Raw genomic sequence first — 14,764 nt, forward strand, 5'->3', positions numbered from 1 at the left:
GCCACAAAAAGATAAACCTTTATTGCAACAGTTGCAATACTGTCTGCGGTTTGGCATTGGCCTGCGCCAGCATAGCGGTACCGGCCTGTGCCAATATGTTTGTCCGGGTAAACTCCATCATCTCTTTAGCCATATCGACGTCGCGTATGCGGGACTCAGCGGCCTGCAGGTTCTCAGCCGACGTATCGAGGTTGGCCACAGTATGCTCAAGGCGGTTCTGATAAGCACCGAGCTTAGCACGTTCTGTAGAAACTTGATCGATAGCACTGTCAAGAACGCTTAGATAAGCACTTATAGACACAGCAGTACTTGCAGCCTCAACATCTATATCATCAACTTTTACACTACTTGCACCCAAAGCGGTGGCATGCATATCTTTGATCGTCAATTCTATTGTTTGGCTACTATTTGCGCCTATCTGGAACACAAGACCAGTTGTCGCCAAACTCCCATTTAACAGGGTCTTCGTGTTAAACTGGGTTGTGCTGGCTATCCTGTCGATTTCTTTCTGAAGCTCGGTTATCTCTTGCTGTATCTGAGTCCTATCTTCACTTGTATTAGTATCATTAGCCGCTTGAACAACCAACTCCCTCATCCTTTGCAAAATACTATGGGTCTCGTTCAAGCCACCTTCTGCCGTCTGTATGAGCGATATACCATCCTGAGCATTCCTTGAAGCTTGTGCAAGTCCCCTGATCTGTCCGCGCATCTTCTCGGATATAGCTAAACCTGCCGCGTCGTCGCCCGCTCTGTTTATACGTAGTCCAGACGATAACTTCTCCAATGCCTTGGCGCCGGCATTATTGGTCACGGTCAATTGCCTGTAGGCGTTCATCGCCATTACATTATGGTTTATAATCATTGGAAAACTCCTCCTTGAAATTTTTATTCGGCATCCATGCCTTTATTCAAGTGTTATTTTAAATGTTATTGCAACAACTGCAGTACCGTCTGCGGTTTGGCATTGGCCTGCGCCAGCATGGCGGTACCGGCCTGCGCCAATATATTCGTCCTGGTGAATTCCATCATCTCTTTAGCCATATCGACGTCGCGTATACGAGACTCTGCAGCCTGTAAGTTCTCGGCCGATGTGTCAAGGTTAGCTATGGTGTGCTCAAGGCGGTTCTGGTAAGCACCGAGCTTAGCACGTTCTGTAGAAACATCATTTATAGCGTCATCAATGATTTGAATATAACCGCTTATTGTGCTGGCACCATAAGAACCAACTGATATTGCAGACGCATCTACTCCTAAAGCCGCAGCAGTCATTGTAGCTATTGCCAAACTGATAACTTGACCACTATTTGCACCTATTTGGAAGATAAGTTCTGAGCCGCTCGCTATAGTACCATCCAACAAATTCTTTGTATTAAACTGCGTTGTGCTGGCTATCCTGTCGATTTCTTTCTGAAGCTCACTTATCTCTTGCTGTATCTGTTCTCTATCTTTATTTGTGTTAGTATCATTAGCCGCCTGAACAACCAACTCCCTCATCCTTTGTAATATGCTATGGACCTCGTTCAGGCCACCTTCTGCGGTCTGTATGAGGGATATACCATCCTGAGCATTCCTTGAAGCTTGTGCAAGTCCCCTGATCTGTCCGCGCATCTTCTCGGATATAGCTAAACCTGCCGCGTCGTCGCCCGCTCTGTTTATACGTAGTCCAGACGATAACTTCTCCAATGCCTTGGAACCGGCATTGTTAGTCACGGTCAATTGCCTGTAGGCGTTCATCGCCATTACATTATGGTTTATAATCATTGGAAAACTCCTCCTTGAAATTTTTATTAGGCATCCATGCCTTTGTTTCAGCATATCCTCATTATGCCGCCCGTACGCTGCGACATAATGAGAATTTGCTTTCAAGCATTATATCGGAATGTACATAATAGAACTTTAGAGAAAATTAATAATGATTTTTAAGTTTCACAACATCAACATGTATAAGCAAAGGCTACAATTTTACTCCACTTTTCTCACATTATACCCCATATATACCTTCTTACCGCAGAATACTATGGCCAGTTTCACAGCCTCTTTTATATCGTAAGAAGCCAACTCATCGGCGTAATCTATCGCAGCTATCTGCTCTAGAGCCCGCTGCGCATTCTCTTCCAGCGTTTTGCCTTTATCGCTCCTCAACGTCTTGAATTCTATCACCACGCCCTTCTTGCTCGCATCCTTCGGTATTATCATGATATCCGGTACCTTCAGCTCGCATCTCGTGCGTCCTTCTACGATCCGGGTATTTCGCGGCCTCAGGTAACCGCTCACCAATAGCAGGTCCCATAATACTCCTTCGCCTATGATATCCTCGCCCATTATAGCTTTATTATATTCTCTATTTACCTCTACCGCAAGACGTAGAAACGGGTTATATTCAAGTGATAACCAAAAGTAACATTTATGCCGATATATAATATAAAGTCATATTGGGAGTGATTGTGTATGAAAATAGATAATTCGCTCATAACTTTAAGCGGACGCCATTATGAAAACAAGGTTTCAACACGCTACGAAAGCATGAGCTTTCGATTTAGCAGGCCGTCGGACCGCACGGAAATTTTGCGTCAACCGTCGGACATGATCCACATCTCTAATCATACGGCTTCTGAAAAGGCTGGCACCAGCAATACCGTATCGTTCGAACTAACCCCTGAAGATAAACAGAAAATACAGTTACTAGAAAAACTGATTTATCTGTTAACCGGGAAAAGGATCAAATTTCGTATGCTGGAAATTCGCGGAAGTAAAGGCGGCAATAGTAACGATATACAATCCGCGACATCCGACGGTGCGTCGCAAACGACAAATACGGTTGGATGGAGTTTTATCTACGATTACAAAGAAACGTACTCCGAAAATGAACAATTATCATTTAACGCCAGTGGCGTTGTCACTACCAAAGACGGAATGAAAATTAATATAAACATAAATGTCAATATGAACAGAAGTTTCTATAGTGAAAGAGCGATAAATATAAGAGCAGGGGATGCTGCAAAAGATCCCTTAGTAATTAATTTCGATGGCCTTGGAGCACAACTCGGCCAAAAGAATTTCGTATTTGATATCGATGCCGATGGAACTACCGACCAATTGCATCAGTTAATGAAAGGAAGCGGCTTTTTGGCTAGAGACATAAACGGAAACGGCATCATCGACGACGGCCGCGAGCTCTTTGGTCCCACAACCGGCGACGGTTTTCAGGAGCTTACTCAATTCGATGATGATGCTAATGGCTGGATCGATGAAAACGATGATGTTTTCGATAAATTAAGGATATGGGAAATCGACAGCGACGGGCATCATATTCTTACCGCTCTGGGGCAAAAAGGTATCGGCGCTATATATCTGGGCAACTTAGATCTCCCGTTCGCGCTAAAAGATTCTTCCAATAACCTACATGGGAAAATCAAGAGCACGGGAATCATGCTTAAAGAAGACGGGACCTCCGGCATAGTTCAGCAAATCGATATGGTTGTATAAAAGGCCCATTGACATATTTACTGCCGCTCTATGCCTTCGTTGAATTCTACCAATATAACGTCCTGGCCTATTTTCTTTATCTTCTCCCACGGTATTATGTATTCTTTGCTCTTGCCGAAAACATTGAATTTATTGTTGCCCGGCACTATTATGGCTGTTATGCGACCGGCCTCCAGATCAAATTCCATATCCACAATAGGTCCCAGTCTCTTGCCATCCAACACGTTTACTACTTCTTTCTGACGAATATCAGAAGATTTATCCATATAAGATCATCTCCATAGCATAGTATTCTCTTTCATTATATGCTGGAGTAAATAAAAAAGTGCACCGTGTGGCGCACTTTTTAAATGTATTTTCTCATATGACTCAATGCGGATTTCTCCAGCCTGGAAACCTGTGCCTGAGATATCCCTATCTCCTCGGCTACCTCCATCTGAGTCCTTCCTTGAAAGAAACGCATGGCCAATATGGTCTTTTCCCTTTCGCTGAGCTTCTGCATGGCCTCCTTCAATGCTATGGTTTCCAGCCAGTTATCATCCTGATTTTTATCATCGCTCACCTGATCCATAACATATATGGCATCCCCGCCGTCATGATATACCGGCTCAAATAGAGATATGGGGTCTTGTATAGCGTCCATGGCAAATACCACTTCTTCAGCAGGCAGCTCCATAGCTTTTGCTATTTCTTCCACCGTTGGCTCTTTGCCATTTTGGGCCACGAGCTGTTCCCTTACCTGTAACGCTTTGTATGCTGTATCTCTAAGCGAACGACTCACCCTGATAGAATTATTATCCCTCAAATAGCGCCTTATTTCACCTATGATCATCGGTACGGCATAGGTTGAGAATTTCACATTTTGACCGAGATCAAAATTATCTATGGCCTTGATCAGACCTATGCAGCCAACCTGAAATAAATCGTCCACATGTTCGCCGCGATTGTTAAATCTTTGGATAATGCTTAGCACCAGCCTCAAATTACCCCTTATGAATTCCTCTCTGGCGGCTTTATCCCCTTCTTTTATGCGTTTAAGCAGATCTTTCATCTGCTTATCGGTAAGGACCGGTAATTTAGATGTATTTACGCCACATATCTCGACCTTATTTATTACCATATGCCTTCCTCCACAATAAACTTACGTTAGCCTAGATTTCATTATAACCGGCATATGGTTTTTTTATACTGAGAAATGATACCAGTATTATATCATATGAACTATTTCTTTTTTCAATCTTTTTATGATCCGCTTTTCCAATCTGGATATATACGATTGCGATATACCCAACATGTCCGCCACCTCTTTTTGAGTTTTTTCCACACCATCGTCCAAACCGAATCTAAGTTGCATAATCCTTTGCTCGCGTGAGGATAGCTTGTTGAGAGCTATGTTGAGCAATTGCTTATCCACCTCATCCTCTATGATGTTATAAACGAGGTCTACCTCCGTGCCCAGCACGTCGGACAGCAACAGCTCGTTGCCGTCCCAATCGGTATTCAGCGGTTCATCTATGGATACCTCAGTTTTATTGAACCGGCAGTTTCTGCGCAAATACATAAGTATCTCATTTTCTATGCACCGCGAGGCATATGTGGCAAGTTTTATCTTTTTATCTGGGTCAAAGGTATTGACGGCTTTTATAAGGCCTATAGTACCTATCGATATAAGGTCCTCAACAGGTATGCCGGTATTCTCAAAGCGCCTGGCTATGTATACTACCAAACGCAGATTTCGCTCTATGAGAATGCTTTTAACGCTCTCGTCCCCGTCGCTGAGCCTCTTCATTATATCTTGCTCTTCATCAGCCGACAATGGGGGCGGTAAAGCCTCGTTGTTGTTGATATAAAATACATACTGGTCTTGCTGCAAGCCTACCCTCGTCAAAAAACGCGACAGCCATAGTTTAATCAAACGTATATTCATAATACCCTCTCCTTCTAGATTATTAAACCTGGGTTTAACAGCATAGTATAGGCATCGTCCTGCGAAAGCCTGCTGTTGCATATTCCTATGATGATTTCTTTGGATTCTATAGTTTGCTCAGGCGTAAAGACTTTTATATAATCCGGTCTGAAACCAACCATCATGCCATTTGATTGTCCGATGGAGTTAAACGGTATCAACCTAAAACGGAGCATACACGGCGATTCGTTCAAGGCTTCCATTATCGCTCCTATATCCGCCTCGTTGCCTGCTTGTATAATCGATGCCAGAGCGTCGGGTAATAATTCTTTTATACATGAAAGCTCAGCTATCACCACCGGATAGTTGGATATCGGGTCATGGAGCACGTTGCCAGTGTCAAGCATGGCATTGGCTTTGACAACCTTGCCGTCAAGCGCTACCTCCGCAGACATCATCAAACGCTTTCTATCCAAACGCGCCCGCATATATCTCCAACAATATCCTGTTATTATATAAGCGAATACAGCGGCTATTATCATAGTAACGACAGGGTACCCGTGTATATAAAATCCTCCGTTGGCCAGCATAAAATTTTGATTGGTAAAATATAATATTCCGAAAGCCACACCCCCAAACAAAAAGGTTACCATATAGAAGACGGCGCTCAATCTTAAAAAATCCCTCCACCGCTCTATATGAAAGCCCAATAATATCATCATAGCCGATAATACTAATTTGAATGATATATTATTCAAAAAGTAAAGCGTCGGCCAAAAGCTTCCTATAACATAAAGCGCCCCTATAGCGGCTGCTGCCGCCAACCTCCATGGATTGGCATTACAACCGCTCAGGCGATCGACAATCCATAGGATTATAAAGTTCATAATAAAATTATCGAAAAACAATAAATCTACATATATGGTCATAAGATCTCCCCCAAGACGACCTCATATACAAGCATTGTCCTTTAAAAAATTATATTCGCTTGTACCAACTTTTATGATTATACAATAGGTAAGAACAAAAAAATGTAGAAATGTAGTGCTCAAATGAAATTTTATATGGCATGAAGTGGCAGGCAACCTGCCACTTCATTATGAAATGTCTATGCGATTGGCTGAGGATACATACTTGTATTTATGGCCCAAAATGGTGACCAGCGGCTCAATCGATGCTTTAGCTATATTATTCGCTACTTGTGGCTGTACCTGTGCGGTAATATCACGGCCATTATAATATACCTTTACACCTGGGCGTATGGGTTGTTGCGATTCGTTTATGCCAAAATATTTAAATACGGCCTTGGCGATGGAATCAGCTAATTGTTGTCTGAAATCGGCTTGCTTTAATAATGCCTCCTCCCTCACATTGGTATGGAAGGCGCACTCTATTATGACAGCCGGCATGGACGTCTCGCGTATAATATAATAATAGTCCCTGCCATTGCTGGCTTTTCTGGTCTTTATACCGCGATTGCGCAATTTTAGATCCAACGATATTTGATTGACCAAATAGGATGCCAATTTGTTTCCGGTAGTGGTAAACAGCGAATAAAAAGCCTCCACACCATTGGCTTGAGGGTTGGTAGCCGCGTTTGTATGAATGGATATCAATGCGTCGGCGCCGGATTTATTGGCTATAGCTATACGCTGCACAGGCGTCACTGTTTTATCGGTATCTCTGGTCATTGTAACTTTTATGCCTGCCTGCTGCAATTTGTAGCTAAGACGCAGCGCTATATCCAATACGCCGTCAGCCTCTATATAGCCGGTAGGCCCCCTATTATATCTATCGGAGCCTCCGTGTCCCGGATCAATACATATATGCATAAGCCCTCTCCTTCTTTTTCGTTCTTATGCATAGTATGTATTCAAAAAGCACAATGTTATATATGTTATATTATCTATTTCTGCTGCGCCTTAAAAAGGCTGGTATGTCAAGCTCGTCGTAATCGATGCTTATACCTGCGGCGGCTTCTTTAGTTGCAGCCTTATTTTTATCCCTGGAAGGCTCAGCCGCTTTCCTTTCGGCCTTTTCAAAGCCGGTAGCTATAACGGTGATGCGCACTTCGTCCTGCAGGCTGTCATCTATGACCGCTCCGAATATGATATTGGCCTCCTCGTCGGCAGCCTCGGCTACTAATTCGGCCGCTTCATTGACCTCGAACAAGCCGAGGTTTTTGGACCCGGTTATATTCAACAATACACCTTTAGCACCTTCTATAGTGGTCTCCAAAAGCGGGCTCTGTATAGCCTGGCGCGCAGCCTCCACGGCGCGATTCTCACCTGTACCGCGGCCTATGCCCATATGGGCCAGCCCCTTCTCTCGCATTATGGTCTTGACATCGGCAAAGTCCAGGTTGACCAAACCAGGCACCGCTATAAGGTCGGATATGCCTTGTACGCCTTGACGCAATATATCATCAGCTATCTTGAACGCATCCAGCATGGACGTTTTCTTTTCGGCTACCTGCAGTAATCGGTCGTTCGGTATAACTACGAGCGTATCGACATAGCCCTTGAGTTCTGCCAGGCCTTTTTCAGCATTTATCATACGCTGGCGACCTTCAAAGGCAAACGGCTTGGTAACAACGCCTACCGTCAATATTCCCATCTCTTTGGTTACCTGAGCCACTACCGGTGCGGCACCTGTGCCGGTACCGCCGCCCATACCGGCCGTTACGAATACCATATCGGCTCCTTTAACCGATTGGGCTATCTCATCTCGGCTCTCCTCGGCAGCTTTCTGGCCTATATCTGGATTAGCGCCAGCCCCAAGCCCTTTGGTAATTTTTTCGCCTATCTGAATCTTCTGATTGGCCTGAGACATATACAATGCCTGTTTGTCTGTATTGATAGATATAAATTCAACGCCTTTGACGCCGAATTCTATCATCCTGTTAACGGCATTATTCCCTCCGCCGCCTACGCCTATAACCTTTATCTGAGCCCCATGTTCTTCTTCAATATCGAATTCAAACATATCATATGTTCCCCCTAGTCATTTTTTATCTTCAAAAGAAATCGCTGAAAAACGTTTTTACTTTACCCCATACAGAGGATACATCAAAATGTTGCTCATGCTTGCGCACGGTGGAACCCGCCGTCTTAGAAGCATATTTCTTATTATTAGATGCATATTTTATTAAGCCTACACCCACTGAAAATGTCGGGCTGGATACACCTATAAAATCCGGTGCGCCGATCCTTATCGGCATGTCCAATATTTGGCGGCCTAATTCCTTTGCGCCTTTAAGCAACGATAATCCTCCTCCGGTCAAGACTATGCCCGCAGGTATCTTATCAATATAACCTGAGCGTTCTAATTCATTTTTGATCAGATTAAACATTTCCTGCACCCTAGCTTCCACTATGTACGCTATTTCCTTTTGACTTATATTGGCGGGCACCCCGTCGCCCATCTTATTTATCGTAATAGCACTGTCTTCTTCAATCCACGATACCATCGCCTGACCATATTTCTTTTTTATATTTTCAGCTTCAGAAAATGGCAATCTAAAGCCTATGGAGAGATCATTGGTTATATGCGCCCCTCCAACAGGTATCATAGCGGTGTAAGCGAGATTATCGTCTATAAATATAGAAATATCGGTTACCCCGGCGCCTACATCTATCAACGCTACTCCAAGTTCTTTCTCATCATCGGACAATACCACCGATGCTGACGCCAATGGTTCCAGAATCACCGCCGAAATATTCAATCCAGCTCTTTCTATACATTTTATCAGATTTTGAATCGATGTGGTAGTACCCAATGCAATATTAGCTTCTACCTCCAATCTTACGCCTACCATTCCGACGGGATCTTTTATCATATCGTATCCATCAACGACATATTGCATAGGCAGTATATCCATTATTTCCTTACCGGGCGGCACCGCCATAACCTTAGTGGCTTGAAGCACCCTCTCCACATCAGCCTGCCTTATCTCACGGTCGGCGTTGGAAACAGCTATAATGCCCTTATTTTTTATAAGCGAAACATGTCCGCCCGGTATCGCTGCGAATACCGAATTTATATTTATATCGGCCATATTCTCAGCTTGGTTTATAGCCGATATTATCGATCGAGCCGTATCGTCTATATCCACCACCACGCCTTTTTTTAAGCCGCTGCACGGGCTTTCGCCTACCCCTATTATCTCCAGATTCTTGTCTTTTACGTTTATTTCTCCTATTATTGCTGCTACCTTAGACGAGCCTATGTCTAAAGCAGCTATAACCTCTCCCATTTATAGCTAACCCCCTCAATCCTCTATTTTGTCTTTACCACTGATGCTCTTAAGTATATAACGCCTTATGATTGCGAAATTCTGGAATAATCTGGTTCCAAACGCAAATATAGCAGCCAGATAAATAGGTATATCCAACCTATCTCCTATATATGCCAGCACCGCAGCCAATATAGCATTGCCGAAGAAACCAGAAACAAAAACCTCTATATCGAACTTTTTCTCCAGCCATGCCCTGACCCCACCGAACACCGAGTCTAAAGCGGCTAATACTGCTATAGACACATAAGGCGCATAAGCCGTAGGAATATTAACGGGCAATATATAGCCTAACGCTAATCCCAATATAAGCCCTAATATAGGCAGCCACATAATCTATCACCCTCTTTCACCGTTCAACCGGTTTTGCATATCTAAAGTTTACCGGACCGTAATAACCCGGCACGGTTATCTTATCCATCTTCTTCACGTTTATCTGTATACCCCAATATTTCAGTATATCATATATGCCTCCAGGTTGTATAAGTATAGCCTCCAATGTCGCCGGATCCCCTATCGCGTCTATAATAAACGGCGGTACGAAACGCTCAGTAGCGGTTATTATAGTAGGCCCTCCACATTTTATCTGCGTATTGGCTAAAAGCCTCTGTCCGTTCAGTGCCACAGCCTCTGCTCCAGCAGCCTTAAGATCATTGACTATATCAAGCAGATCCTGTTCATGCACAAGATAAGCGTTTACATTGCTGCCTTCTATCATCTCTCTGTCACTGTCATTTAATACAACCTGTACACCCGGGCCCTCCAACTCGGTAAGCCCTGCTAATATACGCGCGTCATTCAATTGCTGTGTCAAATGCTTTACATAGGCACTATCCTCACCACCCTGTTTTTCCAGCTCGGCCATACGCGCCTGGTAACCCTTTAATTCTTCCACCAATTCTTGTTTTCGCTGTTCCAATTGGGTTACCTGCTGTTGCAAATTCGCTATCCTCTCCAGCGATGATGAAATAGACGAATTGTTTACGTCGCTCGCAGATTTAAACTGCAGCATAGCCAGAAACGCCGCTATAGCCAGAAAAAATGCCATGAGCAGTTGTTGCATCGTTTTTTGCATACCTACATCACCATTATTCCTTAGGTGGTACAGGCTTAGCATATTTGAATTTTATAGCACCGGCATACTTAGGTACCATGACCTTATCGGTTTTCTGTATTCTTACAGTTATATTATAGGTACTCAGCATATCTACAACACCGCCGCGCAATGTAAGAGCCTTTTCAAGATTTTCCGCATCGCCTATAACCTTAAACACATACGGAGGGGAGTAAGGCGTGGTATTTATATTTATATGATTGCCCGCATTACGTATCTCAGTGGTAGCTATGATTCTTTCCTCATTTATAGCTATCGCTTCAGCTCCCGCAGCATTTAATTCGTTCACTATTGTAAGCAAATTATCGTATTGTATAGCCATTGGAATATCCTCATCTACGGTTATGATAAGACCAGGTCCTTCCACATCGGTCAAACCGGCTAGCATACGCGTCTGCTGCAATTCATTTTCCACCGTCTGAGCCAATTGGCCGGTATTCTGAGCCGATTGCTCATATTCTCGTATGCGTTGCTGAAATTGCCGTATTTGTTCCTGTAAGTCCTCATTTTCCTGAGTCAGCTTCTGCACGCGCGCGGTCAATTCTTCCGCTCGCTGTATCGATGTACTGCCGCCTACCCTCTGCACATTTTTAAACTGCGCTGCCAGCATTATGCCTAATATCATACTTACAAACATTATCGCCAACTGGCCGCTTTTTCTATTCAATAGTCCTTCACCTTTCATACAGTTTATTTATAGTAAGGCGTATATATAGCCTGACTGGCATATGCCACATCCAGAACACCTTCCGGTTTGGTTTGGCCTTTATCCGCCAGGTCCTTTAACGCCGCTTGTATCCATGCCATTTTAGTATCCAGATCTTGGCTGTCACCCATCCTTATCTGCATACCCCAATCGGTCATAACTATTATATCATATTCGCTCTGGATATCTATATGGGTAATATTGGATAACATGCCCCATTCTTTTAAGGCAGCATATAGTTTAACCAGCGCTTTACCCTTATTGGAGCCACTGCTTATATTATCTCCTATATCGAATACCATATCACCCATACCGATAACTATAGGAAGCATCCACTGTCCCTTTCTCTCCACATGTTGCAGGTATACGCCCTCCTGATCTACTAACGCATACCCATCTGCAACCTCGATCATTAAAGCCTCCTGCCGTTCGGTTATATTTATTACCAATTCGGCCGGTAATCGACGCTTTATACTATCGACTACTATGTACGGATTGGCTTCCAAGCTTCTCTCTACCTGCCGCTTGTCCACTTCAAATATATTCTGCCCAATTATAACGCCGCTTAAATCAACAATATTATTATACGACAATTTCTCATTCCCGGAAACAGTTATTTCCCTTATATCAAAAATATCGGTGGTGAGGATAAGAAGGAACAGTATTGCTAATAAAAAAAGCATCAATATAGATAAAAAAATATTCCTTCTTCTTTTTATTATATCTAACGACTTATCGGCAATCCGTTTATTAAAATCGTAATTTATCATACGTTTAACCACACCTCTATGAAACAATAGACACATCAGCGCCTAAATTATTTAAAACATCGCACATGCCCTCATAGCCGCGATTCACAAAATATATGTCGTCTATCAAAGTAACACCACGTGCCGCCAAAGCAGCTATTATAAGGGCCGCTCCACCGCGCAGATCTTTGGCCTTAACTTCAGCACCTTTTAGCTCCTGCACCCCTTTTATAATAGCGGTTTTATCGCATAGCATTATATCAGCTCCCATGGCTATCAGATCATTTACATGCCTGAACCTGTTCTCGAATACCGTCTCCACTATTCTGCTTATACCGTCTGCCTTAGTCAGCACTGCCATGGTTATAGCCTGCATATCTGTCGGAAAACCGGGATACGGCAACGTGGTTATGTCTACCGGGCATATGCGGTGAGGACCTTTTACACGCAATGAATCGCCATCCGATAATATATCACATCCCATATCCTTATATTTGTCTATTATAGCTACCATATGTCCGGCATTTATATTATCGAGCACTACATCCCCGCCTGTAATGGCGGATGCGGCCATATATGTCCCGGCTACTATTCTATCGGGTATTATGCTGTGATGCACTGCATGCAACCTATCCACGCCTTCTATAGTGATAATGCTGGTGCCTGCACCCGACACTTTGCCGCCCATTTTGTTTATGAAACATTGCAAGTCCCATATTTCAGGTTCACGTGCGGCGTTGGTTATAATGGTTTTGCCCTGTGCCATAACCGCCGCCAGCATTATATTCTCGGTAGCCCCTACGCTCGGATACCCAAGTATTATATGGTTGCCGACCAATTTATCGGCCGAGCATATAAGATGTCCATCCCTCTCATCTATATGAGCCCCTAACATTTTCAATCCTTTTAGATGGAGATCTATAGGGCGTTTGCCTATATCGCATCCCCCGGGGTATGTAAACCTAGCTTTTCCCATACGCGCCAGCATCGGACCGAGCAAGACTATAGATGATCTGAGCTCCTTGAATAACTTGTCCGGAAGTATCCAGTCATTTAAACCGCCGGAATCAATTATCGCGCAATGATCATCGTATTCTACTTTACATCCTATATATTGCAATATTTCAATCATGGCTACCACATCGGCCAGATACGGGCAATTCTCTATTACGCTTACACCGCCGTTTAACAACGCTGCCGCCAGTATAGGAAGTGCGGCATTTTTTGAACCGCCTACTTTAACTTTACCCTTTAGGCAACTGCCGCCTGCTATCCTCATCATAGACACAGCCAACACCTCCGCAAAAGATGCTTATAGTTTACATATCCATAATATGCAGCACTCGCTGAGGTGTTACAATAGCAGTTACGGTAAATGCTTGGATGACACGAGGCGGTTGACCATGTCGTATATCCTCTCATCGGCATCGGTTATGCCTAGAGCCCTGCTGTTATCGGCCATATTTTTTAATCTCTCTTTATCCTCAAGCAATTGTCCTACAGTCCTTATAAAAGCCTCCGGAGTAACGTCTTGCTCCAGCATAACCAGTGCCGCTCCTTCTTTCTCCAACATCCTGGCGTTATACTCTTGATGGTTGTTGACTACATTGGGCGATGGTATCAATATAGAAGGCAATCCCCTGGCGGTTATCTCAGCCAGAGCTATGGCACCTGCTCGCGATACTACAAGGTCGGCAGCAGCCAGGGCTTCTCCCATATCGTATATATACGGCAATACCTTTATATGGCGGTTTGCCGCCAAATCAATGTTTTTGCTTTTTATACCATTCAGCACCGCTTCATATTGCGCATTACCTGTAGATAGCAGTACTTGATACGGCTTTCGCCGCTTTATCACCCAGTCTATTAAGCCAACGGCCATCTGATTTATACGCTCTGCCCCGCGGCTTCCGCCTATAATAGCTATCACAGGCTTATCGGCAGAAAACCCCAGTGATTTGCGTGAAGGCTGAGGCTTAGCATCTATTATCTCACGCCGCACGGGATTGCCGGTAATCTCTACTTTGCCTGTGGGCACGTTGAAGTATTGGGCCGACTGATCGAAACTTATAGCTATTTTATCTACAAAATGGCTTAGTATGCGGTTAGTGGCGCCGGGCATAACGTTTTGTTCGTGTATAATAGTAGGTATATGTTTCAACGACGCTATAAATAATACTGGCCCGCATACATAACCGCCTGTGCCTACAACAACATCAGGCTCAAATCGGTCTATTATACCGCGAGACTCTTTTAAACCCCGTTGAAGATCAGCCAGTGTTTTAAATATGCCAAATGATAGTTTCCTATTAAATCCACTTACCGTTATGGTTTCCAGTTTAAAGCCTTCTTTAGGCACGAGCTGGCTTTCTAAACCCTTCTTTGTGCCTATGAATAATATTTCGGTTTCTGGCTTATGCCGTATTATAGCTTTGGCGATGGCAATCGCCGGATATATATGCCCGCCGGTGCCTCCGCCGGCAATTAAAACCCTCAATCTATCAAACCT

17 protein-coding genes are annotated in these 14,764 nt (G+C 43.8%); 1 reads left to right on the forward strand and 16 read right to left on the reverse strand.

Annotated elements, in window-relative coordinates; genetic code table 11:
* Window positions 1–19: 19 nt before the first annotated feature.
* The 3 genes from hag (MAHAU_RS07865) to MAHAU_RS07875 form a co-directional block, all read right to left on the reverse strand.
* Entirely contained in the window at window positions 20–862 is an 843-nt protein-coding gene (hag, locus tag MAHAU_RS07865; RefSeq protein ID WP_013781192.1) for a flagellin Hag, read from the reverse strand.
* 65 nt (window positions 863–927) lie between these two features.
* Window positions 928–1,761, reverse strand: coding sequence for a flagellin Hag (hag, locus tag MAHAU_RS07870; RefSeq protein WP_013781193.1), 834 nt, complete (start codon window positions 1,759–1,761; stop codon window positions 928–930).
* A 201-nt stretch (window positions 1,762–1,962) separates the two neighbouring features.
* Complete coding sequence (locus MAHAU_RS07875) at window positions 1,963–2,322, reverse strand: PD-(D/E)XK nuclease domain-containing protein (protein ID WP_041643972.1); 360 nt, start codon at window positions 2,320–2,322, stop codon at window positions 1,963–1,965.
* 126 nt (window positions 2,323–2,448) lie between these two features.
* Here MAHAU_RS07875 and MAHAU_RS07880 point away from each other — a divergent pair, with 126 nt between their 5' ends.
* Window positions 2,449–3,486 (forward strand): hypothetical protein, encoded by a 1,038-nt coding sequence (locus tag MAHAU_RS07880; RefSeq protein WP_013781194.1) that lies wholly within the window; start codon window positions 2,449–2,451, stop codon window positions 3,484–3,486.
* A gap of 17 nt (window positions 3,487–3,503) precedes the next feature.
* On the opposite strand, the gene MAHAU_RS07885 is transcribed toward MAHAU_RS07880, so the two are convergent.
* The 13 genes from MAHAU_RS07885 to murG all read right to left on the reverse strand — a co-directional run bounded on the left by MAHAU_RS07885 (window position 3,504) and on the right by murG (window position 14,752).
* A complete protein-coding gene (locus MAHAU_RS07885) occupies window positions 3,504–3,752 on the reverse strand; it encodes a YlmC/YmxH family sporulation protein (protein WP_013781195.1) in 249 nt (82 codons plus the stop codon).
* Window positions 3,753–3,832: 80 nt separating this feature from the next.
* Entirely contained in the window at window positions 3,833–4,606 is a 774-nt protein-coding gene (gene sigG / locus MAHAU_RS07890; protein WP_013781196.1) for an RNA polymerase sporulation sigma factor SigG, read from the reverse strand.
* 87 nt (window positions 4,607–4,693) lie between these two features.
* Window positions 4,694–5,413, reverse strand: coding sequence for an RNA polymerase sporulation sigma factor SigE (sigE, locus tag MAHAU_RS07895; RefSeq protein WP_013781197.1), 720 nt, complete (start codon window positions 5,411–5,413; stop codon window positions 4,694–4,696).
* 14 nt (window positions 5,414–5,427) lie between these two features.
* Window positions 5,428–6,321 carry a sigma-E processing peptidase SpoIIGA gene (gene spoIIGA / locus MAHAU_RS07900; protein ID WP_013781198.1) on the reverse strand — a complete coding sequence of 298 codons (894 nt, stop codon included), beginning with the start codon at window positions 6,319–6,321 and terminating at the stop codon, window positions 5,428–5,430.
* A gap of 168 nt (window positions 6,322–6,489) precedes the next feature.
* A complete protein-coding gene (locus MAHAU_RS07905; RefSeq protein ID WP_013781199.1) occupies window positions 6,490–7,224 on the reverse strand; it encodes an N-acetylmuramoyl-L-alanine amidase family protein in 735 nt (244 codons plus the stop codon).
* 70 nt (window positions 7,225–7,294) lie between these two features.
* Window positions 7,295–8,377: a cell division protein FtsZ gene (gene ftsZ, locus MAHAU_RS07910; protein ID WP_013781200.1), complete on the reverse strand. Its 1,083-nt coding sequence runs from the start codon at window positions 8,375–8,377 to the stop codon at window positions 7,295–7,297.
* A gap of 31 nt (window positions 8,378–8,408) precedes the next feature.
* Window positions 8,409–9,647 carry a cell division protein FtsA gene (gene ftsA / locus MAHAU_RS07915; RefSeq protein WP_013781201.1) on the reverse strand — a complete coding sequence of 413 codons (1,239 nt, stop codon included), beginning with the start codon at window positions 9,645–9,647 and terminating at the stop codon, window positions 8,409–8,411.
* Between the two features lie 15 nt (window positions 9,648–9,662).
* Window positions 9,663–10,019: a small basic family protein gene (locus tag MAHAU_RS07920; protein ID WP_013781202.1), complete on the reverse strand. Its 357-nt coding sequence runs from the start codon at window positions 10,017–10,019 to the stop codon at window positions 9,663–9,665.
* 16 nt (window positions 10,020–10,035) lie between these two features.
* Window positions 10,036–10,761 carry a DUF881 domain-containing protein gene (locus MAHAU_RS07925; RefSeq protein WP_041643974.1) on the reverse strand — a complete coding sequence of 242 codons (726 nt, stop codon included), beginning with the start codon at window positions 10,759–10,761 and terminating at the stop codon, window positions 10,036–10,038.
* A 13-nt stretch (window positions 10,762–10,774) separates the two neighbouring features.
* Window positions 10,775–11,467, reverse strand: a complete 693-nt coding sequence (locus MAHAU_RS07930) for a DUF881 domain-containing protein (protein ID WP_013781204.1) — start codon at window positions 11,465–11,467, stop codon at window positions 10,775–10,777.
* A gap of 23 nt (window positions 11,468–11,490) precedes the next feature.
* On the reverse strand, window positions 11,491–12,276 hold the full coding sequence (locus tag MAHAU_RS07935; RefSeq protein ID WP_041643978.1) for a cell division protein FtsQ/DivIB: 786 nt from the start codon (window positions 12,274–12,276) through the stop codon (window positions 11,491–11,493).
* A gap of 16 nt (window positions 12,277–12,292) precedes the next feature.
* On the reverse strand, window positions 12,293–13,543 hold the full coding sequence (gene murA / locus MAHAU_RS07940) for a UDP-N-acetylglucosamine 1-carboxyvinyltransferase (protein ID WP_013781206.1): 1,251 nt from the start codon (window positions 13,541–13,543) through the stop codon (window positions 12,293–12,295).
* A gap of 78 nt (window positions 13,544–13,621) precedes the next feature.
* Window positions 13,622–14,752 (reverse strand): undecaprenyldiphospho-muramoylpentapeptide beta-N-acetylglucosaminyltransferase, encoded by a 1,131-nt coding sequence (gene murG, locus MAHAU_RS07945; RefSeq protein WP_013781207.1) that lies wholly within the window; start codon window positions 14,750–14,752, stop codon window positions 13,622–13,624.
* Between the last annotated feature and the right edge of the window lie 12 nt (window positions 14,753–14,764).

The organism is Mahella australiensis 50-1 BON, assembly GCF_000213255.1.
Lineage (GTDB): Bacteria > Bacillota > Clostridia > Mahellales > Mahellaceae > Mahella > Mahella australiensis.